Source organism: Streptomyces sp. NPDC002835 (assembly GCF_053591995.1).
In genome coordinates this window covers 139,760-159,038 of the sequence record NZ_JBSFUW010000003.1, presented here as the reverse complement: position 1 = coordinate 159,038, position 19,279 = coordinate 139,760, and the positions used below count along the sequence as shown (strand labels likewise).

Genomic DNA, 19,279 nt, shown 5'->3' with positions numbered 1-19,279 from the left:
GTCCTTTCGTGCGGTCAGCTGAGACCGACTCAGATGTCGAGGAAGCGGACGTCCTTGGCGTTGCGCTGGATGAACGAGCGCCGCGCCTCCACGTCCTCGCCCATCAGCACCGAGAACAGGTCGTCGGCCTGGGCCGCGTCGTCCAGCGTGACCTGGCCGAGCACTCGGTGGTCCTGGTCCATGGTGGTGATGCGCAGCTCCTCGGCGTTCATCTCGCCGAGGCCCTTGAAGCGCTGGATCGAGTCTTCCCTGATCCGCTTGCCGCCCCGCTTGCCCAGGTCCACCAGGGCGTCGCGCTCGCGGTCCGAGTAGGCGTACTCGAAGTCGTCCCGGCCCCACTTGATCTTGTACAGCGGCGGGCGCGAGAGGAAGACGTGTCCCGCCTCGACCAGCGGCCGCATGAAGCGGAACAGGAAGGTGAGCAGCAGGGTGTTGATGTGCTGGCCGTCGACGTCGGCGTCCGCCATCAGAATGATCTTGTGATAGCGGAGCTTCGCGATGTCGAAGTCCTCGTGGACACCGGTGCCGAACGCCGAGATCAGCGCCTGGACTTCGGTGTTCTGCAGGATCTTGTCGATCCGCGCCTTCTCGACGTTCAGGATCTTGCCTCGGATCGGCAGGATGGCCTGGTACATCGGGTTACGGCCGGACTTGGCCGAGCCGCCGGCCGAGTCGCCCTCGACGATGAAGATCTCGCACTTCGTCGGGTCGTTCGACTGGCAGTCACTCAGCTTGCCGGGCAGCGACGCCGACTCCAGCAGGCCCTTTCGGCGCGTCAGGTCGCGGGCCTTGCGGGCCGCGACGCGGGCCGTCTGGGCCTGGATGCCCTTGCGGACGATGTCCGCGGCCTCGTTCGGATTGCGGTCGAACCAGTCGGTGAGGGTCTCGTGAACGACCTTCTGCACGAAGGTCTTCGCCTCCGTGTTGCCCAGCTTGGTCTTCGTCTGGCCCTCGAACTGCGGCTCGCCCAGCTTGATCGAGATGATCGCGGTGAGACCCTCGCGGATGTCCTCGCCGGAGAGGTTGTCGTCCTTCTCCCGCAGCAGCTTCTTCTCGCGCGCGTAGCGGTTCACCAGGCCCGTCAGAGCGGCTCGGAAGCCCTCTTCGTGGGTGCCGCCCTCGTGCGTGTGGATCGTGTTCGCGAAGGAGTAGACACCCTCGGTGTACTGCGAGTTCCACTGCATCGCGATCTCGACGGCGAGCATCCGCTCGCGGTCCTCGGACTCGACGTCGATGACCGTGGGGTGGATGAGCTCGCCCTTGCGGGAGTTCAGGTACTTCACGAAGTCGACGATGCCGCCCTCGTAGTGGTACTTGACCGTCCGCGCCGGCTCCGCGATGTCCTCCGGCTCCTCGCCCGTGTCCGCACCGGCGGTGGCCTTGGCCGACTCGCGCTCGTCGGTCAGCGTCAGAGTCAGGCCCTTGTTCAGGAACGCCATCTCCTGGAAGCGGCGCGAGAGCGTCTCGAACGAGTACTCAGTCGTCTCGAAGACGTCGGGGTCCGCCCAGAACGTGACCGTGGTGCCGGTCTCGGTGGTGGCCTCGTGGCGCTCCAGCGGCGCGGTGGGGACGCCCGACTTGTACTCCTGCGTCCAGCGGTAGCCGTCCGTCCTGATCTCGACGGCGAGCTTGTAGGACAGCGCGTTCACCACGGAGACACCGACGCCGTGCAGACCGCCGGAGACGGCATAGCCGCCGCCGCCGAACTTGCCGCCCGCGTGCAGCACGGTGAGCACGACCTCGACGGCCGGCTTCTTCTCGACGGGGTGGATGCCCACCGGGATGCCACGGCCGTTGTCGACGACCCGTACACCGCCGTCGGCGAGGATCGTGACGTCGATCGTGTCGGCGTGGCCGGCCATGGCCTCGTCGACGGAGTTGTCGACGACCTCTTGCACGAGGTGGTGGAGGCCGCGCTCACCGGTCGAGCCGATGTACATGCCGGGGCGCTTGCGGACCGCGTCCAGACCCTCGAGGACGGTGATCGCGCTGGCGTCGTACGAGGCCGTGACCTCGCCGTTCCGACCGGCAGGGGTGGACGGAGTCTTCTCGTTGGGGTTGCCGGAATCGGCCACGAAGCGCCCTTTCTGGCACAGCACGAGCCGTTCACCGGCTAGCGGGGAGCGGCTGCGTCGTTCGGCATCTAATCGACGTGTCCCGCAACAGAAGCGGGACTGTCGACCAGTCTACCGGTATCGCTGACACTAATGGGGGTTTGCCGGTAGCTGAGTCCGCCTGTGGCGCCCTGAACCGTCGCCGTCCGACTCCCCATATCCGGGAAGGGGCTCCAAGAGGCTCACACCGGCTTTAAGCGCTTCGGCCTGTCAACCTCTCACTACCGTGAGGGACACCTCAGCCGCACCGTCCGGTTCCTCCCGTTACGGGCGGCGCAAAAAACCGCCGGACCCACTGATCCGGCCTGATCCGAACGAAAGGCCTCAGCCGTAGGTGTCGCCCGGACCGGTGCTGCCGGGCGCCCGCAGGGGGCCGTATCCGCGCTGCGGGCCGCCGGGGCCCAGCACCTTGATCGCGCGGACAGTGCCGTGCCCGAGGTCTTCGTTGAGCCGGGCCACCAGCCGCGGGGCCAGCAGACGCAGCTGCGTCGCCCACGCCGTCGAGTCGCACTGCACGGTGAGCAGCCGCTCGTCCGGGGCCTCGTCGTACCGCAGCGGTACGCAGTGATTGGCCAGGTCGTCGCCCACGATCTGCGGCCAGCGGCCCATCACCCCGCCCACGGCCGCCGGCGTCTCCCAGCCCCGCTCGGTGATCAGCCGGTTGATCGCCGCTCCCAGCGGCAGCGGGTCGCGGCCGTCCGCCCGAGCGCCCGAGCGCAGCCCGCCACCACGCCTGGCCTGTTTCTTCTGCTGCGCCGCCGCGCCCCGGGCCTTGGCCTGCTCCTTCGCGGCGCGCAGCGCCACGCGGGCCAGGTCCACACCCGACGCCTCGGGCGCTCCCGCGCTCTCCGGCCCGGCCGGCCGCTGGGCTCCGTCGCCGCTCATACCCGCTCCACCGCTCCGCCGGAGACCTCGTACCGGGCGCCCGCCAGCACGGCGGGCACGTCGTCGTCGACCGCCGCGGTCACCAGCACCTGCTCCCCGGGGGCCACCAGCTCCGCCAGCCGCTCCCGCCGCCGGGTGTCCAGCTCCGCGAAGACGTCGTCGAGGACGAGCACGGGTTCGTTGCCCTCGGCCCGCAGCAGGTCGTAGGAGGCCAGCCGCAGTGCCAGCGCGTACGACCACGACTCACCGTGGCTCGCATATCCCTTGGCGGGCAGTGGTCCCAGCTTCAGGACCAGCTCGTCACGGTGCGGGCCGACGAGGGTCACGCCCCGTTCGATCTCCTGCTTGCGCACCTCGGCCAGTGCCGCCGTCAGTTGCTCGGCGAGCACCTCGCGGGCGTGCGACTCCCCTGCCGGACCGGCGGAGGAACGGTACTCCAGGAGCACCGGCCCGCCTCCCGGCGCGAGCGCCTCGTACGCCTTGTCGGCCAGCGGCTGCAGGGCGGCGATCAGGTCGAGCCGCTGGGCCGTCACCTCGGCGCCCGCGCGGGCCAGGTGCTGGTCCCAGACGTCGAGCGTCGACAGGTCCATGCCGCGCCCGCCGTGCCGCCGGGCCATCGCCGCCGACTTCAGGAGCGTGTTGCGCTGCTTGAGCACCCGCTCGTAGTCCGAGCGGACACCCGCCATCCGCGGCGAGCGCGCCGTGACGAGCTCGTCCAGGAAGCGCCTGCGCTCCCCGGGGTCGCCCTTCACCAGCGCCAGGTCCTCCGGGGCGAAAAGCACCGTGCGGACGATGCCCAGCACGTCACGCGGTCTGACCTGCGAGGACCTGTTGATCCGCGCGCGGTTCGCCTTGCCGGGGTTCAGCTCGAGCTCGACCAGCTGCGAGCGCTCCCCCTGTGTGACGGCGGCCCGGATCACCGCCCGGTCCGCCCCCATCCGCACCAGCGGCGCGTCCGAGGAGACACGGTGGCTGGCCAGCGTGGCGAGATAGCCGACGGCCTCGACGAGATTCGTCTTGCCCTGGCCGTTCGGCCCCACGAAAGCGGTGACGCCCGGATCGAGAGGGACCTCGACCCGGGCGTACGAGCGGAAGTCGGCCAGCGACAGATGCGTGACGTGCATGGTGTGCGCCGACCTTCCCCCGGCATGGCTGTGCACCGCGGTGCACAGCCTTCTGACTACTTCTTGCTCTCCACCGCGTGGCCGCCGAACTGGTTGCGCAGCGCGGCGATCATCTTCATCTGCGGGGAGTCGTCCTGGCGGGACGCGAAACGGGCGAACAGCGACGCGGTGATCGCGGGCAGCGGGACGGCGTGGTCGATGGCGGCCTCGACCGTCCAGCGGCCCTCGCCGGAGTCCTGTGCGTAACCGCGCAGCTGCTCGAGGTGCTCGTCCTCGTCCAGTGCGTTGACCGCGAGGTCGAGGAGCCAGGAACGGATGACCGTGCCCTCCTGCCAGGACCGGAAGACCTCACGCACATCGGTGACCGAGTCGACCTTCTCCAGGAGCTCCCAGCCCTCGGCGTAGGCCTGCATCATCGCGTACTCGATGCCGTTGTGGACCATCTTCGCGAAGTGGCCGGCGCCCACCTTGCCCGCGTGGACGGCTCCGAACTCGCCCTCGGGCTTGAGGGCGTCGAAGACCGGCTGGACCTTGGCGACGTTCTCGGCGTCACCGCCGTACATCAGCGCATAGCCGTTCTCCAGGCCCCACACACCGCCGGAGACGCCGCAGTCGACGAAGCCGATGCCCTTGAGGCCCAGCTCGACCGCGTGCTTCTCGTCGTCGTTCCAGCGGGAGTTGCCGCCGTCGACGACCACGTCGCCCGGGGAGAGCAGCTCGGCCAGCTCGTCGATCGTGGACTGCGTCGCGGCACCGGCGGGGACCATGACCCAGACGACCCGCGGGCCCTCGAGCCTGCCCACAAGCTCCTCAAGGCTGTGGACGTCAGCGAGGTCCGGGTTGCGGTCGTAACCGACGACGGTGTGGCCGGCGCGGCGGATGCGCTCACGCATGTTGCCGCCCATCTTGCCGAGACCGACGAGACCGAGCTCCATCAGATGATTCCTCAATCGTTGTGTGCAGTACCTACCCGTGCCCGAGCCTACGCCGGGGCACGGGTGCACACCTGTGGGGTCACGCGCTCAGAAGCCGCTGCTCAGCCGCTCAGCCGCACCGGCATGATCAGGTACTTGTACGCCTCGTCCGCCTCCGCGTCCACGGCCGGCTTGCCGCTCAGCAGCGCCGGCTTGGTGGAGGTCGTGAACGACAGCTGGGCGACGGGCGAGTCGATCGCGCTCAGACCGTCCAGGAGGAACGTCGGGTTGAAGGCGATCGAGATGTCGTCGCCCTCCAGCTGGGCGTCGACCCGCTCCACAGCCTGTGCGTCGTCGCTGGAGCCGGCCTCGAGGATCAGCACGCCCTGCTCGAAGCTGAGCCGCACCGGGGTGTTCCGCTCGGCGACGAGGGCCACGCGCTTGACGGCCTCGACGAACGGCGCCGTCTCGATGACGGCCACCGAGTTGAACTCGGTCGGGAACAGGGTGCGGTACTTGGGCAGGTCGCCCTCGAGCAGCCGGGTCGTGGTCCGCCGGCCGGCGCCCTCGAAACCGATCAGGCCTTCACCGGCTCCGGAGCCCGACAGCGCCAGGGTGACCGTGTCGCCGCTCGTGAGCGCCTTGGCCGTGTCCAGGAGCGTCTTGGCGGGCACCAGGGCAACGGCCGAGGCGTCCGGGTTCTCGGGCTTCCACAGGAACTCGCGGACCGCGAAGCGGTAGCGGTCGGTCGAGGCCAGGGTGACGCTGTCGCCCTCGATCTCGATCCGCACACCCGTCAGCACCGGGAGGGTGTCGTCACGGCCCGCGGCGATGGCGACCTGCGCCGCGGCGGAGGCGAAGACCTCGCCGGGCACGGTGCCGGTCGCGGTCGGCATCTGCGGCAGGGCCGGGTACTCCTCCACGGGAAGGGTGTGGAGGGTGAACCGGGAGGAGCCGCAGACCACGGTCGCCCGTACACCGTCTGTGGAAATCTCCACCGGCCGGTTGGGGAGGGCGCGGCAGATGTCGGCGAGGAGCCGGCCGGAGACCAGGACAGTGCCGTCCTCGTCGACCTCCGCCTCCACCGAGACCCGCGCCGAGACCTCGTAGTCGAAGCTCGAGAAGCTGACCGCGCCGTCCTCCGCCTTCAGAAGAAGGCCCGCAAGGACGGGCGCCGGCGGGCGGGCCGGGAGGCTGCGGGCCACCCAGGCCACCGCCTCCGCGAGTACATCGCGCTCCACCCGGATCTTCACCCGAACCGCCTCCTGCTGTTGCTGCTGGCTCGCCCTGCTGGCCTTCGTCGTCGGCTTGATGCCGGTGACCAGTCTGACGTACGGCGGGGACAGTCGGTGCGGGTCGGGGTCAAGTCGCTGCGAGCGGCACCGGGCGGTCCGGGGCCGAGTTGTGCACAGGGCCCACTTCCAAACGAATTCCGGGCTAACTATGAGTGGCAGTAGTAGTAGGGCCTGTGGAAACCGTGGATAACGTTGTTTACGCAGGTCAGACCCATTTTTTTGTCCACCGCACCTGTGGGCGGAACCGGTGGACAACCCCGGTCTTCTGTGGACACGGAAAAGTTCTGCACACCCGGTGCACAGCCAGGGGGCACTTCTCCCCAGCGCCGTCCCCAGCTTTACCCACGTTCCCCACAGGCCAATCGACGTCCTTGGTGTGACGGCTTTCACTCGACGCGGTGAGCGGGTGTGTTTCGTTGCCGAACAGTGGACAGGGGTGTGGAGAAGCTGTGGGCAACGAAGCGCTGCCTGTGGGCTGCCGGTGGACAACGTTGATCACAGCCTGTGGACAGATTCTGTGTCCACAGGCTGTGGAGGGCGGTTGACCACAAATCCCCAAGGCACTGACCTGGGAGGACAGCATGTCCACCGATGCGCCTGTGGACCGTTTCTGGACAACTTCCCAGTCCCCAGGCTGTGGAGGGAAGATTCTCCCCACATCTGTGGAGAACGGCCCGGCCGCCCCTCGAATTCGAACACGGCCGGCGTCCGGAAACGGCGGAGGGCGCCCCGGGAACATGTCCCGGGGCGCCCTCGGACGCCGTGGCGGCCCGCTCGTCAGCCGTTCTTGATGCGGTTGGTGAGCTCGGTGACCTGGTTGTAGATGGACCGCCGCTCCGCCATCAGCGCACGGATCTTCCGGTCGGCGTGCATCACCGTCGTATGGTCGCGGCCGCCGAACTGCGCACCGATCTTCGGCAGCGAGAGGTCCGTGAGCTCCCGGCACAGATACATGGCGATCTGCCGCGCCGTCACGAGCACGCGGCTGCGGGACGACCCGCAGAGGTCCTCCACCGTGAGCCCGAAGTAGTCCGCGGTGGCCGCCATGATGGCGCTCGCCGTGATCTCCGGGGCCGCATCCTCCCCGCCGGGGATCAGGTCCTTCAGGACGATCTCGGTGAGCCCCAGATCCACGGGCTGCCGGTTGAGCGACGCGAACGCCGTCACCCGGATCAGCGCGCCCTCGAGCTCCCGGATGTTGCGGGAGATACGGGAGGCGATGAACTCCAGTACCTCCGGCGGGGCGTTGAGCTGCTCCTGGACGGCCTTCTTCCGCAGGATCGCGATACGCGTCTCCAGCTCCGGCGGCTGCACGTCCGTGGTCAGGCCCCACTCGAAGCGGTTGCGGAGCCGGTCCTCCAGGGTCATGAGCTGCTTGGGCGGCCGGTCCGAGGACAGGACGATCTGCTTGTTGGCGTTGTGGAGGGTGTTGAAGGTGTGGAAGAACTCCTCCTGCGTCGACTCCTTGCTCGCCAGGAACTGGATGTCGTCGACGAGAAGGATGTCGACGTCCCGGTAGCGCTTGCGGAAGGTGTCGCCCTTGCCGTCGCGGATCGAGTTGATGAACTCGTTGGTGAACTCCTCCGAGCTCACGTACCGCACCCGGGTCCCGGGGTAGAGGCTGCGGGCGTAGTGCCCGATCGCGTGCAGGAGGTGTGTCTTGCCGAGCCCCGACTCCCCGTAGATGAAGAGGGGGTTGTACGCCTTGGCCGGAGCCTCGGCGACCGCCACGGCGGCCGCGTGGGCGAACCGGTTGGAGGCGCCGATGACGAAGGTGTCGAAGAGGTACTTGGGGTTCAGGCGGGCATGCGGCTCACCGGGGCCGGGCGCCGGCGCGGGCTGGGCGCCCAGCGGGCCGGGCGCCCCCGAGGGGCCGCCGCGGTGCCGGCCCTGCGGTTCGGCCATGGAATGACGCTCCGGCCGGGAGTCGTACTGCCGGCGCTCCGGCGGCTGCGGCGAGCGGTAGTCGTGCTGCTGCGGGGCCGAGGCGTAGGGGTCCCTGTCCTGGAAACCGCCGAGGCGCGGCTGCTGCCACGACAGGTCCTCCTGAGTGCGCGGCCAGGAGCCGGGCTCGGGACGCTGCTGGTACTCGGGGTAGGCGGGCCGCGCCGTGGGGAGGCCGTCGTCCGAGGGACGGTGCCCGTAGGTGTCGTAGGGGTCGCCCTGCCGGTGGTCGTCGTGCTGCGGGCCCTGGTACCGGGACTGCTGCTGGGAAGGCGGCGACTGGGGGCCCGGCCCCTCACCGACAGTGTCGTCGACGGTGATCGCGATCCGGATCGGGCGGCCGCACTCCCGGCTCAGGGTCTCGCTGATGAGCGGCGCCAGCCGGCCCTCGAGGACCCGCTTGCCCCATTCGTTGGGGACGGCGAGCAGGGCGGTGTCGGCGACCAGGGCGAGCGGCTGGCAGCGCTCGATCCACTGTTTGTCCTTCGGTTCCACGCCCTGCTGCCCCTCATCGAGGAGATGCTCGAGCACTCGTGGCCACACTGCGGCAAGATCGGCAGGTACGTCAGCCACAAGGCACGCTCTCTCACAGGTCCCACGAATGTGTGGTTCTCGGGACGGGATGGGAAGACAGGCAGGAAAAGAATGCGAGTTCAGCCACGGTAGTCAGGCCGACCCGCGTGGTTCAAGTTGTTGTCCACAGCCTGTGCACAGTGGACCACGGTCTCGGCCTGGTTTGACCGGATGGCGCGGCCCCGCGTACCGTGACCAGGTCGAGTTGTCGATGGCTGCTGCCGCCTGCCTCCGATGGGCAAAGATCACGATCTGTGGTTGTGAAGCGGTGCACTCGGGCGTAAACGCGAGCTACTCGTGGGCGCACGGTGACAGCCAGGCGATGTCCCGCCGTCTACGAATCATTTCTGGAGCCCCCGAGTGAGCAAGCGCACCTTCCAGCCGAACAACCGTCGTCGCGCGAAGACCCACGGTTTCCGCCTGCGCATGCGTACCCGTGCCGGTCGCGCCATCCTGGCGAACCGTCGTGGCAAGGGTCGCACCAACCTGTCCGCCTGATCGCGTACAGGGCATGACGTGCTGCCTACCGAGAACCGGCTGAGGCGGCGCGAGGACTTCGCGACTGCGGTACGGCGAGGGCGCAGGGCAGGCCGCCCGCTCCTCGTCGTCCACCTTCGCAGCGGCACAACGGACCCGCACGCGCCTGGGGAGAGCGCCTCCCCGACGTGTGCGGGTTTCGTCGTGAGCAAGGCCGTGGGCGGTGCTGTCGTCCGCAACAAGGTCAAGCGGAGACTGCGCCATCTCATGCGCGATCGGCTCTCCGAGCTGCCCCCCGGTAGCCTGGTGGTCGTACGGGCGCTGCCCGGCGCGGGCGACGCCGAACATGCTCAGCTGGCCCGAGACCTGGACGCCGCTCTGCAGCGGCTGCTGGGAGGGGGCGCGCGATGAAGTACCCGCTGCTGGCTCTGATCAAGATCTATCAGTGGACGATCAGCCCGCTGCTCGGGCCCGTCTGCAGGTACTACCCCTCGTGCTCCCACTACGGATACACGGCCATCGACCGGCACGGCGCGGTCAAGGGCACAGCGCTGACCGCCTGGCGCATCCTGCGGTGCAACCCGTGGTCGCCGGGCGGCGTGGACTACGTGCCCGAGCGCAAGCGCCCGCGGTGGCACGAAATGCTGCGCAACGCCTTGCGCGGCGACAGCAAGGGCGGGGACTCCGCCGCTGATCTGCCTGCCCCGGGGTCTGCCTCCGGATCCCAGGGCCCGGCCGCAGAGACCTCGTCCAATGCTCAAGGAGCCTGATTAGTGGACACGATTGCCAGTCTGTTCAGTTTTATCACCACGCCTGTCTCGTGGATCATCGTCCAGTTCCACAGTCTCTACGGGGCGATCTTCGGCCCTGACACGGGATGGGCCTGGGGACTGTCCATCGTGTCGCTGGTGATCCTGATCCGGATCTGTCTGATCCCGCTCTTCGTGAAGCAGATCAAGTCGACCCGGAACATGCAGGCGCTCCAGCCGAAGATGAAGGCGATCCAGGAGCGCTACAAGAACGACAAACAGCGTCAGTCCGAAGAGATGATGAAGCTGTACAAGGAGACGGGCACCAACCCGCTCTCCTCGTGCCTTCCCATCCTGGCGCAGTCGCCGTTCTTCTTCGCGCTCTACCACGTGCTCAGCAAGATCGCCTCGGGCGAGGAGATCGGCGTCCTCAACAAGGACCTCGTGAACAGTGCCCGCGAGGCGCACATCTTCGGTGCTCCCATCGCGGCCAAGTTCATGGACGACCCGTCGAAGGTCGAGGCGCTCAACGCCTCGCTGAACGACGTGCGCATCGTCACCGCGATCATGATCATCATGATGTCGGCGTCTCAGTTCTACACGCAGCGCCAGCTGATGCAGAAGAACGTCGACCTCACGGTCAAGACCCCGTACATGCAGCAGCAGAAGATGCTGATGTACATCTTCCCGGTCATCTTCGCCGTGATGGGCATCAACTTCCCCGTCGGTGTCCTCGTCTACTGGCTGACCACCAACGTGTGGACCATGGGCCAGCAGATGTACGTGATCAACCAGAACCCCACCCCGGGCAGCAAGGCCCAGGACCAGTACCTGCAGCGTCTGCTGAAGAGTGTCACGTCTCGCGGCGAGGTCCGTTCGCGGCGCAAGCGCAACGTCGTCCAGGCGATCGTCGCCAAGGGCACGGACCGCAACGACAACGAGCGCCGGTTCATCACCGGTCTCGCCAAGGCCGGCCTGGCCGCGCAGGCGGACGGCACGGTGATCAAGAGCGAGACCGCTGTGGCCGAGGCCGAGGGCGGTGCCGCCCAGAAGCGCCAGCAGCCCAAGCGCCAGACCAAGTCCAAGCGCCAGGCGGCCACGACCCAGACTGGTGTGGACAAGCCCGCCGGGGGCACCGGCGCCGCGGCGAAGACGTCCCTGGAGAAGGACAAGCCCGCCGCGGGGCGTGCCCGAGCAGGCTCCTCGCAGGGTGATGCCAAGCCGAACACGAGCGGTGGCAAGGCCGCCGGTTCCGCACGCCAGCCCAAGTCGGGACAGCGCAAGGGTCCGCAGCGGCCCAAGCACCCGTCGTCCAAGAAGTAAAAAAGGAGTCCATCCGTGACGGAAGGCACCATCTCCGCTGCCGCAGAGGGTGGCGACACCCTGACCCGCCTCGAGCAGGAAGGGGAGATCGCGGCAGATTACCTCGAGGGTCTGCTCGACATCGCCGACCTCGACGGTGACATCGACATGGACGTCGAGGCTGACCGGGCCGCGGTCTCCATTATCAGCGACACGGCCAGCCGCGATCTGCAGAAGCTCGTGGGCCGGGACGGCGAGGTGCTGGAGGCGCTGCAGGAGCTGACGCGCCTCGCCGTGCTCCGGGAAACGGGTGACCGCAGCCGGCTCATGCTGGACATCGCCGGGTTCCGGGCGAAGAGGCGCACCGAGCTGGCCGAGCTCGGCGGCAAGGCGGCGTCCGAGGTGAAGGCCACCGGCGAGCCGGTGCAGCTGGACCCGATGACGCCCTTCGAGCGCAAGGTCGTCCACGACGCCGTCGCGGCGGCGGGTCTGCGCAGCGAGTCCGAGGGCGAGGAGCCGCAGCGCTTCGTCGTCGTACTTCCTGCCTGACCGCTTTGTTCTGTCGGCCCCGTCTGTTCGCAGGCGGGGCCGATCTTTGTCAGCCTGTTAGTCAGCCACCACAGTCCACATTGCGGCAGTGCGGTACGGAAGGACGGTCCTCGTGACGGAGGAAGCACAGCTTCCCCAGGCGCCCGAGACGGCACGGAAGGTGTTCGGTGAGTACTTTCCAGCGGCCGTGCGCTACGCGGAGCTGCTCGCGGACGCAGGGGTCAAGCGCGGTCTGATCGGTCCTCGCGAGGTGCCGCGACTGTGGGAGCGGCATCTGCTGAACTGCGCCGTCCTCTCGGAAGTGGTGCCGGAGGGCGTCACGGTCTGCGACGTCGGCTCCGGAGCCGGGCTTCCCGGCATCCCCCTGGCCCTGGTGCGGCCCGACCTGAAGATCACCCTGCTCGAACCGCTGCTCCGCCGGACGAACTTCCTGCAGGAAGTGGTGGAGGTGCTGGGCCTGGACCACGTGACGGTGGTGCGGGGGCGGGCCGAAGAGGTCCTCGGGAAGCTGGCTCCGGTGCATGTGGTGACCGCGCGAGCGGTGGCTCCCCTGGACCGGCTCGCCGGCTGGGGTGTCCCCCTGCTGCGCCCCTACGGCGAGATGCTGGCGCTCAAGGGCGACACGGCGGAGGAAGAGATCCAGGGGGCCAGGGCCGCACTCAGCAAGCTGGGTGTGGTGGAGACCTCGGTCCTTCAGGTCGGGGAAGGGCTTGTCGATCCGTTGTCCACTGTCGTGCGGGTCGAGGTCGGGGAGAGCCCGGGCGGTGTGAGGTTCGCCGCAAAGCGGGCCAAGGCGGCTCGGACGAGTCGTACCCGCCGTCGCCGCTGAGCCATACACGTAGCCATACGTACTGATTTCGGAGTGTCGTCCCGGTCTGGTTGTGCGGCCTGTGCATCGTGTTTCACGTGAAACGTCGCTCACTGCTGCAGGGAATCATCAGCCGCGGCCGTGCGGCCGCCCCGTCGAAGGGCCGCAAGCCCCTCTTGCGGGCTACGGATTTGTCCACAGGCGTGGATTCCTCCACAGAACCACGGGCCTCGCTGGTTCACGACCCCGAAAGCATGGCACGCTCTGTTCATTGCGAGCCTGATGTCGAGGAGAGTGAATCCTTGCGGTCCGACGCCAACATCGCGGGACCGATGACCGATCCGGTCCCCGGTCCCCGTACCGAGTCCGCGGGGGAGGATGTTTCACGTGAAACACCGCCCCCTATGGACGACACCCCCATCGGCCGTGCTGCTCAGCTGGCCGTGGAGGCGCTGGGGCGTGCCGGTGAGGGTCTGCCCCGACCTGAGCAGACGCGCGTCATGGTTGTCGCCAACCAGAAGGGCGGCGTGGGAAAGACCACCACCACGGTCAATCTCGCGGCCTCGCTCGCGCTGCACGGCGCACGTGTACTTGTGGTCGATCTGGATCCGCAGGGCAATGCGTCTACGGCTCTGGGGATCGATCACCACGCCGAGGTTCCCTCGATCTATGACGTCCTTGTAGAGAGCCGGCCTCTCTCCGAAGTGGTCCAACCGGTCCCGGACGTCGAAGGACTCTTCTGCGCCCCCGCCACCATCGATCTCGCCGGTGCGGAGATCGAGCTGGTGTCGCTGGTGGCGCGGGAGAGCAGACTGCAGCGGGCGATCCAGGCCTACGAGCAGCCGCTGGACTACATCCTCATCGACTGTCCCCCCTCGCTGGGTCTGCTGACGGTCAATGCCCTCGTGGCAGGTGCGGAGGTGCTGATCCCCATCCAGTGCGAGTACTACGCGCTGGAAGGGCTCGGGCAGCTGCTGCGCAACGTGGACCTGGTGCGCGGTCACCTCAACCCCACGCTGCATGTCTCGACCATCCTGCTCACCATGTACGACGGCAGGACGAGGCTCGCCTCGCAGGTCGCGGAGGAGGTGCGCACCCACTTCGGCGAGGAGGTCCTGCGCACGAGCATCCCGCGCTCGGTGCGTATCTCGGAGGCGCCGAGTTATGGGCAGACGGTGCTGACCTATGATCCGGGGTCCAGCGGCTCGCTGTCGTATCTCGAGGCGGCCCGGGAGATCGCTCTGCGGGGGGTCGGGATCCATTACAACCCGCAGCATGCCCACACGGGCCGGAACAGTCAGCAGAACATGTCGGAGGGGATCCAGTGAGCGAGCGACGTAGAGGATTGGGGCGTGGGCTCGGTGCGCTGATTCCTGCCGCTCCGCAGGAGAAGCAGCCGGATGCCCAGGGGGCCTCGGCCTCTGCGGGGACATCGCCCGTGCTGACTGCGGAGAGAGGGGTGGCGGCGGCCAAGGTCGCCACACTGCCGGCCGCATCAGCGCCGCCCGAGGTACCCGCCCCCTCTCCTGAGGGAGAAGCTGCCGCGGATCAGGCGATCACTCCGGCAGGCGCCCACTTCGCCGAGGTGCCGCTCGGGGCGATCACTCCGAACCCGCGCCAGCCGCGCGAGGTGTTCGACGAGGACGCTCTGGCGGAGCTGGTCATCTCCATCAAGGAAGTGGGGCTTCTCCAGCCGGTCGTCGTCCGACAGCTGGGGCCGAACCGCTACGAGCTCATCATGGGCGAGCGCCGCTGGCGCGCGTGCCGCGAGGCCGGGCTCGAGCGGATCCCCGCGATCGTCCGGGACACCGACGACGAGAAGCTGCTCCTGGACGCTCTCCTGGAGAACCTGCACCGGGCTCAGTTGAACCCGCTGGAAGAGGCGGCCGCCTACGACCAGCTGCTGAAGGACTTCAACTGCACGCACGACCAACTGGCGGACCGGATCGGCCGTTCTCGTCCCCAGGTGTCCAACACGCTCCGGCTGCTGAGGCTTTCCCCGCCGGTCCAGCGGCGGGTTGCCGCGGGCGTGCTGTCCGCGGGCCACGCTCGTGCCCTGCTCTCCGTGGACGACTCGGACGGGCAGGACCGGCTGGCCCACCGGATCGTCGCGGAGGGTCTGTCGGTCCGGGCGGTCGAGGAGATCGTCACGCTCCTCAACTCGAACCCTCAGAGCTCTCCCAAACCCAAGGGCCCCCGAGCCGGCGCACGGCTGTCGCCGGCGCTGTCGGATCTCGCCTCTCGGCTCTCCGACCGCTTCGAGACGCGCGTGAAGGTCGACCTCGGCCAGAAGAAGGGCAAGATCGTCGTCGAGTTCGCCTCGATGGACGACCTCGAGCGTATTCTCGGCACCCTGGCGCCCGGCGAGGGGCGTGTTCTGGAGAAGAGTCTCGGCGAGGACCCGGCGGAGGACCAGGACGCCTGAGTTCACCGTTCGGCGCTCTCAACAGGGCGGGTCGCCTTCCGTACTCCGGAACGCGACCCGCCCTTTGCCGTGGTGCGGTATCGGTGCCGGGGCTGCGTGGTTACGATGCGTTCTGGTATGACGCATCCACCTTGAGCCACTTCGGAGAGAAGGCGACGGCCATGCGATCGGTGAGCTGCGGCCAACTGGTGACAGCAGGTCTGGGGCTCGGGGCGGTGGGTGGCTTTGTCAGCAGCCTGCTCCTCGAGAGGAGCGCGCTGGCGGTCGCTCGCAGCGCGGCAGACGAGGGAAGAGAGGAACAGCTTCCATGGGACGTCGGCTCGCACCGCTCACGCTGGACAACCTTTCGGACCTTCCCAAGCGCTGTCGGGCGTGTGTCTTCTGGGAACTCGATCCGGTCAGCGGTGAGGCCGCGGTAAAGGCCGGAACTCCCGAGCTCGAGAAAGAGGCGTGGATCTCGGCCGTGCTCCTCGAGTGGGGTTCCTGCGGCCGGGTCGTCTACGTCGACGACGTTCCCGTCGGCTTCGTTCTCTACGCTCCGCCGGCCTATGTGCCCCGGTCCATGGCCTTCCCGACGAGTCCTGTGGCAGCGGACGCGGTGCAGTTGATGACGGCGTGGATCATGCCCGGTTATCAGGGACAGGGGCTGGGGCGGGTCATCGTCCAGACGGTCGCCAAGGATCTGCTGCGGCGCGGGTTCCGGGCCATCGAGGCGTTCGGCGACGCCCGGTGGAAGGAGCCGGCCTGCGTGCTGCCGGCCGATCATCTCCTCGCCGTCGGTTTCAAGACCGTGCGCCCGCACCCGACGTACCCGCGCCTGCGGTTGGAGCTGCGGACGACGCTCTCCTGGAAAGAAGACGTGGAGCTGGCGCTGGACCGCCTGTTGGGAGCCGTACAGAAGGAGCCGGCGCTCCGGCCGCTCTGACGGCGGAGAAACGAATGGGCCCGCCCCCCGAGGGGGACGGGCCCATTCATGTTTCACGTGAAACGGTGGAGCCGCGCTCACTCTCCGATGAAGCCCTCGAGGTCACGCACGATCGCGGCCTTCGGCTTGGCGCCGACGATGGTCTTGGCGACCTCACCGTTCTGGTAGACGTTCATTGTCGGGATCGACATGACGCCGTACTTGGCTGCGGTTGCCGGGTTCTCGTCGATGTTGAGCTTCACGATCTGGATCTTGTCGCCGTGCTCGGCCGCGATGGCTTCGAGGGACGGCGCGACCTGGCGGCAGGGGCCGCACCAGGCTGCCCAGAAGTCCACCAGTACGGGCTTGTCGCTCTTGAGGACGTCCTCCTCGAAGGAGTCGTCAGTCACGTTCTTCAGGGCGCCGGCCACGGCGGCCTCCTTAACTCTCTGCGGGGTGTGAGGTGAGTGGATCCGGGAGTCAGACCACGGGGGTCTTCTCGGGCTCGGCAGCCTTCTCGCTGTCCGAGAGGGCGGCCAGGAAGCGCTCGGCGTCCAGGGCCGCGGCGCAGCCGGTGCCCGCGGCGGTGATGGCCTGACGGTAGGTGTGGTCGACGACGTCACCGGCGGCGAACACTCCGGGCAGGTTGGTGCGCGTCGAAGGAGCCTCCACCTTGAGGTAACCCTCGCCGTCCAGCTCGAGTTGTCCCTTGAACAGCTCGGTCCGGGGGTCGTGGCCCACCGCGATGAAGAGGCCGGTCACCGCGAGCGGCGACTTCTCGGACGTCTGCGTGTTGTTGAGCGTCAGACCCGTGAGCTTCGGGTCGCCGTGAATCTCCGCGACCTCGCTGTTCCAGGCGAAGGAGATCTTCGGGTCGGCGAACGCGCGCTCCTGCATGGCCTTGGAGGCCCGCAGGGTGTCACGGCGGTGGATGATCGTGACGGACTTGGCGAAGCGGGAGAGGAAGGTGGCTTCCTCCATGGCCGTGTCGCCGCCGCCGACGACGGCGATGTCCTGGTCCTTGAAGAAGAAGCCGTCGCAGGTCGCGCACCAGGAGACGCCGCGGCCGGACAGCATGTCCTCGTTGGGCAGACCCAGCTTGCGGTGCTGCGAACCGGTGCTGACGATCACGGCCTTGGCGCGGTGGACGGTGCCGGCGGTGTCCGTCACGGTCTTGATGTCACCGGTCAGGTCGACCGACACGATGTCGTCCGGGACGAGTTCGGCACCGAAGCGCTCCGCCTGGGCCCGCATGTTGTCCATGAGGTCCGGCCCCATGATGCCGTCGCGGAAGCCGGGGAAGTTCTCCACATCGGTCGTGTTCATCAGCGCCCCGCCGGCGGTGACAGCGCCCTCGAACACCAGCGGCTGGAGCGATGCCCGCGCGGTGTAGAGCGCGGCTGTATACCCCGCGGGACCGGAGCCGATGATGATCACATTACGGACGTCGCTCACGGGTTTCTTCCTCGTCTCTGCAGACTGCCAACTGCCTACGGGGCGGTTTCAGGACTCTCACCCCACCCAACGGATCCTACGGGGCGTGCATTCCCGTAAAACCGGAGCAGCACCGGCGATGTCTCGGACTCTGTCAGTAACGAGGAAAGGACTGCGTGAGAAGCAGTTCGCCCGTGGGGTCGGCCGGGCGGTCGACACAGTCGGCGTCGATGACATACGCCTGGACCCGGGTGCTGTCCTTGGGGTGTGCCATGAGGACGAGATAGGCGGCTGTGCCTTCGTAGGTCCCCTGCTCGACAGCGATCGGGGTGTCGGCCCGTCCTGTCCCCTGCTGGACGCAGTCCGGTACAGCGGCGTCCGGACTGCTCTTTGGGGAGACGCCCGTCGGAGCGCTGTTCTGGGAAGGCGCCTTCTCGATCCTCGGCGCGGCCTCCTGTGTGGGTGCGGCCGCCAGAAGCGCGTGGACACGGCTGTCGAGAGTGCTGCCGGAGAATTCCGCGCCGTCGCGCGCCGTCGCGCTCACGCTCGATTCCTTCTGGGCCGTCGTCGCGGCATCGTCGCTGGAGCCTGTCTGCACCGACTGCAGGAACATCACACTGACACCCACAGCGGCGGCACCGAGAACGGCGCTGAGGACGGTGGTGCGGCGACGACGCGCCTTGCCCTTCCGCCCAGGACCGGTCGAGGCGCGGGGGTGCCCTGCCGGCCGGACGGAGAGGGCCGGCTGCTCCGCTGCTGGAGGAGGCAGCACTGTTTCACGTGAAACGGGATCCGCTTCATCGCGGGTAGTGGAGTCGAGCAGAGCTTCAGCGGCCAGAGCGGCGTCGATGCGGCCCGCGATCTCGGCCGGCATACGTGGAGGCCCCGGCAGCGTGCCCAGCAGGCCACGGATCTCTCCCAGAGACGCCTGCACGTCCGAGCAGAGCCCGCAGTCGTCCAGGTGCCGTCGCACCTCCGCCGTACGGGACGCAGGGAGGATGCCTTCGGTGAGGTCGGAGATCTCCGAGACGTCCGGGTGCCCAGTTGTGTCGGCCCTGCCGGTCGAGGATGTCACGCGCGCCCACCTCCGCCCTTCACTGCCGCAGGGTCACTCGGCCCTGTCTCCCTTGGTCCCGACGCCGGTGGGACGGATGTCCCCGGCGTCCGGTTCCTTCCCACGCCGACCTCGCTGTTATCCCCGTCCTGACCACGCAGATGTCTGAGCATGGGAAGGAGGCGGGCCCGGCCCCGGGCGCAGCGGCTCTTCACCGTTCCGGTCGGTACCTCCAGCACGCGCGCGGCCTCGGCGACCGGGTAGCCCTGCATGTCGACGAGCACGAGGGCGGCGCGCTGGTCGACCGGAAGTCTGGCGAGGGCGGCCAGCAGCTCGCGATGAAGGTCGTGACGCTCGACGGGGGCCTCTGCCGACTCGTGCGGCTCCAGGAGCTGCTCCAGGCGCTCCGGGTCGTCGACGGGTGAGGTTCTGCGGGAGGCGGTCTTCCGGGCACGGTCGAGACACGCGTTGACGGTGATGCGGTGCAGCCATGTGGTGACGGCGGACTGACCCCGGAAGGTGTGGGCCGCGCGGAAGGCCGAGACCAGGGCGTCCTGGACGGCGTCGGCCGCCTCCTCGCGGTCCCCCAGGGTGCGCAGGGCGACGGCCCACAGCCTGTCGCGGTGGCGCCGGACGAGCTCACCGAAGGCGTCGGGGTCACCGTCGACATGGCGTGCCAGAAGTTCCTGGTCGCTTGCGTCGCCGAGCGTCGCGTTGTCCAACGGTGA

Annotated in this window: 19 protein-coding genes; 9 read left to right on the top strand and 10 right to left on the bottom strand. The window is 68.4% G+C overall.

What is annotated here, in order from left to right:
• Window positions 1-29 precede the first annotated feature (29 nt).
• From gyrB to dnaA, 6 genes are all read right to left on the bottom strand, one after another.
• Window positions 30-2,099, bottom strand: a complete 2,070-nt coding sequence (gene gyrB / locus ACWD01_RS04930) for a DNA topoisomerase (ATP-hydrolyzing) subunit B (RefSeq protein WP_451158132.1) — start codon at window positions 2,097-2,099, stop codon at window positions 30-32.
• 339 nt (window positions 2,100-2,438) lie between these two features.
• On the bottom strand, window positions 2,439-2,999 hold the full coding sequence (locus ACWD01_RS04925; protein ID WP_451158130.1) for a DUF721 domain-containing protein: 561 nt from the start codon (window positions 2,997-2,999) through the stop codon (window positions 2,439-2,441).
• Window positions 2,996-4,123, bottom strand: coding sequence for a DNA replication/repair protein RecF (gene recF / locus ACWD01_RS04920; protein ID WP_451158128.1), 1,128 nt, complete (start codon window positions 4,121-4,123; stop codon window positions 2,996-2,998). Before recF ends, ACWD01_RS04925 begins: the two co-directional genes overlap by 4 nt.
• Before the next feature lie 56 nt (window positions 4,124-4,179).
• Complete coding sequence (gnd, locus tag ACWD01_RS04915; RefSeq protein ID WP_451158126.1) at window positions 4,180-5,058, bottom strand: phosphogluconate dehydrogenase (NAD(+)-dependent, decarboxylating); 879 nt, start codon at window positions 5,056-5,058, stop codon at window positions 4,180-4,182.
• Window positions 5,059-5,159: 101 nt separating this feature from the next.
• Complete coding sequence (dnaN, locus tag ACWD01_RS04910) at window positions 5,160-6,290, bottom strand: DNA polymerase III subunit beta (RefSeq protein ID WP_356893975.1); 1,131 nt, start codon at window positions 6,288-6,290, stop codon at window positions 5,160-5,162.
• 819 nt (window positions 6,291-7,109) lie between these two features.
• A complete protein-coding gene (dnaA, locus tag ACWD01_RS04905) occupies window positions 7,110-8,849 on the bottom strand; it encodes a chromosomal replication initiator protein DnaA (protein WP_451158124.1) in 1,740 nt (579 codons plus the stop codon).
• A gap of 360 nt (window positions 8,850-9,209) precedes the next feature.
• Here dnaA and rpmH point away from each other — a divergent pair, with 360 nt between their 5' ends.
• The 9 genes from rpmH (at window position 9,210) to ACWD01_RS04860 (ending at window position 16,084) form a co-directional block, all read left to right on the top strand.
• Window positions 9,210-9,347, top strand: a complete 138-nt coding sequence (gene rpmH / locus ACWD01_RS04900; RefSeq protein ID WP_078850492.1) for a 50S ribosomal protein L34 — start codon at window positions 9,210-9,212, stop codon at window positions 9,345-9,347.
• Window positions 9,348-9,365: 18 nt separating this feature from the next.
• Window positions 9,366-9,737 carry a ribonuclease P protein component gene (rnpA, locus tag ACWD01_RS04895; RefSeq protein ID WP_100108097.1) on the top strand — a complete coding sequence of 124 codons (372 nt, stop codon included), beginning with the start codon at window positions 9,366-9,368 and terminating at the stop codon, window positions 9,735-9,737.
• Complete coding sequence (yidD, locus tag ACWD01_RS04890; protein ID WP_451158121.1) at window positions 9,734-10,096, top strand: membrane protein insertion efficiency factor YidD; 363 nt, start codon at window positions 9,734-9,736, stop codon at window positions 10,094-10,096. Before rnpA ends, yidD begins: the two co-directional genes overlap by 4 nt.
• Before the next feature lie 3 nt (window positions 10,097-10,099).
• Window positions 10,100-11,398 (top strand): membrane protein insertase YidC, encoded by a 1,299-nt coding sequence (gene yidC, locus ACWD01_RS04885; protein WP_451158119.1) that lies wholly within the window; start codon window positions 10,100-10,102, stop codon window positions 11,396-11,398.
• A 15-nt stretch (window positions 11,399-11,413) separates the two neighbouring features.
• Complete coding sequence (locus tag ACWD01_RS04880) at window positions 11,414-11,926, top strand: Jag family protein (protein WP_451158117.1); 513 nt, start codon at window positions 11,414-11,416, stop codon at window positions 11,924-11,926.
• Window positions 11,927-12,038: 112 nt separating this feature from the next.
• Window positions 12,039-12,755 (top strand): 16S rRNA (guanine(527)-N(7))-methyltransferase RsmG, encoded by a 717-nt coding sequence (rsmG, locus tag ACWD01_RS04875; RefSeq protein ID WP_451158115.1) that lies wholly within the window; start codon window positions 12,039-12,041, stop codon window positions 12,753-12,755.
• A 233-nt stretch (window positions 12,756-12,988) separates the two neighbouring features.
• Entirely contained in the window at window positions 12,989-14,062 is a 1,074-nt protein-coding gene (locus ACWD01_RS04870) for a ParA family protein (RefSeq protein WP_451158374.1), read from the top strand.
• Window positions 14,059-15,159 (top strand): ParB/RepB/Spo0J family partition protein, encoded by a 1,101-nt coding sequence (locus tag ACWD01_RS04865; RefSeq protein ID WP_451158113.1) that lies wholly within the window; start codon window positions 14,059-14,061, stop codon window positions 15,157-15,159. The genes ACWD01_RS04870 and ACWD01_RS04865 overlap by 4 nt, the downstream gene beginning before the upstream one ends.
• Before the next feature lie 307 nt (window positions 15,160-15,466).
• Entirely contained in the window at window positions 15,467-16,084 is a 618-nt protein-coding gene (locus ACWD01_RS04860) for a GNAT family N-acetyltransferase (protein ID WP_451158111.1), read from the top strand.
• 77 nt (window positions 16,085-16,161) lie between these two features.
• Here ACWD01_RS04860 and trxA read toward each other — a convergent pair whose 3' ends face one another.
• The 4 genes from trxA to sigM all read right to left on the bottom strand — a co-directional run bounded on the left by trxA (window position 16,162) and on the right by sigM (window position 19,273).
• Complete coding sequence (gene trxA, locus ACWD01_RS04855; RefSeq protein WP_451158109.1) at window positions 16,162-16,494, bottom strand: thioredoxin; 333 nt, start codon at window positions 16,492-16,494, stop codon at window positions 16,162-16,164.
• Between the two features lie 49 nt (window positions 16,495-16,543).
• Window positions 16,544-17,518 carry a thioredoxin-disulfide reductase gene (gene trxB, locus ACWD01_RS04850; protein WP_451158107.1) on the bottom strand — a complete coding sequence of 325 codons (975 nt, stop codon included), beginning with the start codon at window positions 17,516-17,518 and terminating at the stop codon, window positions 16,544-16,546.
• Window positions 17,519-17,651: 133 nt separating this feature from the next.
• On the bottom strand, window positions 17,652-18,572 hold the full coding sequence (locus ACWD01_RS04845; protein WP_451158105.1) for a hypothetical protein: 921 nt from the start codon (window positions 18,570-18,572) through the stop codon (window positions 17,652-17,654).
• Complete coding sequence (gene sigM / locus ACWD01_RS04840) at window positions 18,569-19,273, bottom strand: RNA polymerase sigma factor SigM (protein ID WP_451158103.1); 705 nt, start codon at window positions 19,271-19,273, stop codon at window positions 18,569-18,571. Before sigM ends, ACWD01_RS04845 begins: the two co-directional genes overlap by 4 nt.
• Window positions 19,274-19,279 lie beyond the last annotated feature (6 nt).

What these genes read in the sequence shown, in the direction of transcription:
- ACWD01_RS04925 (WP_451158130.1), bottom strand. Translation starts at nt 2,999, where the DNA reads ATGAGCGGCGACGGAGCCCAGCGGCCGGCCGGGCCGGAGAGCGCGGGA.
- recF (WP_451158128.1), bottom strand. Translation starts at nt 4,123, where the DNA reads ATGCACGTCACGCATCTGTCGCTGGCCGACTTCCGCTCGTACGCCCGG.
- gnd (WP_451158126.1), bottom strand. Translation starts at nt 5,058, where the DNA reads ATGGAGCTCGGTCTCGTCGGTCTCGGCAAGATGGGCGGCAACATGCGT.
- yidD (WP_451158121.1), top strand. Translation starts at nt 9,734, where the DNA reads ATGAAGTACCCGCTGCTGGCTCTGATCAAGATCTATCAGTGGACGATC.
- ACWD01_RS04870 (WP_451158374.1), top strand. Translation starts at nt 12,989, where the DNA reads ATGGCACGCTCTGTTCATTGCGAGCCTGATGTCGAGGAGAGTGAATCC.
- ACWD01_RS04860 (WP_451158111.1), top strand. Translation starts at nt 15,467, where the DNA reads ATGGGACGTCGGCTCGCACCGCTCACGCTGGACAACCTTTCGGACCTT.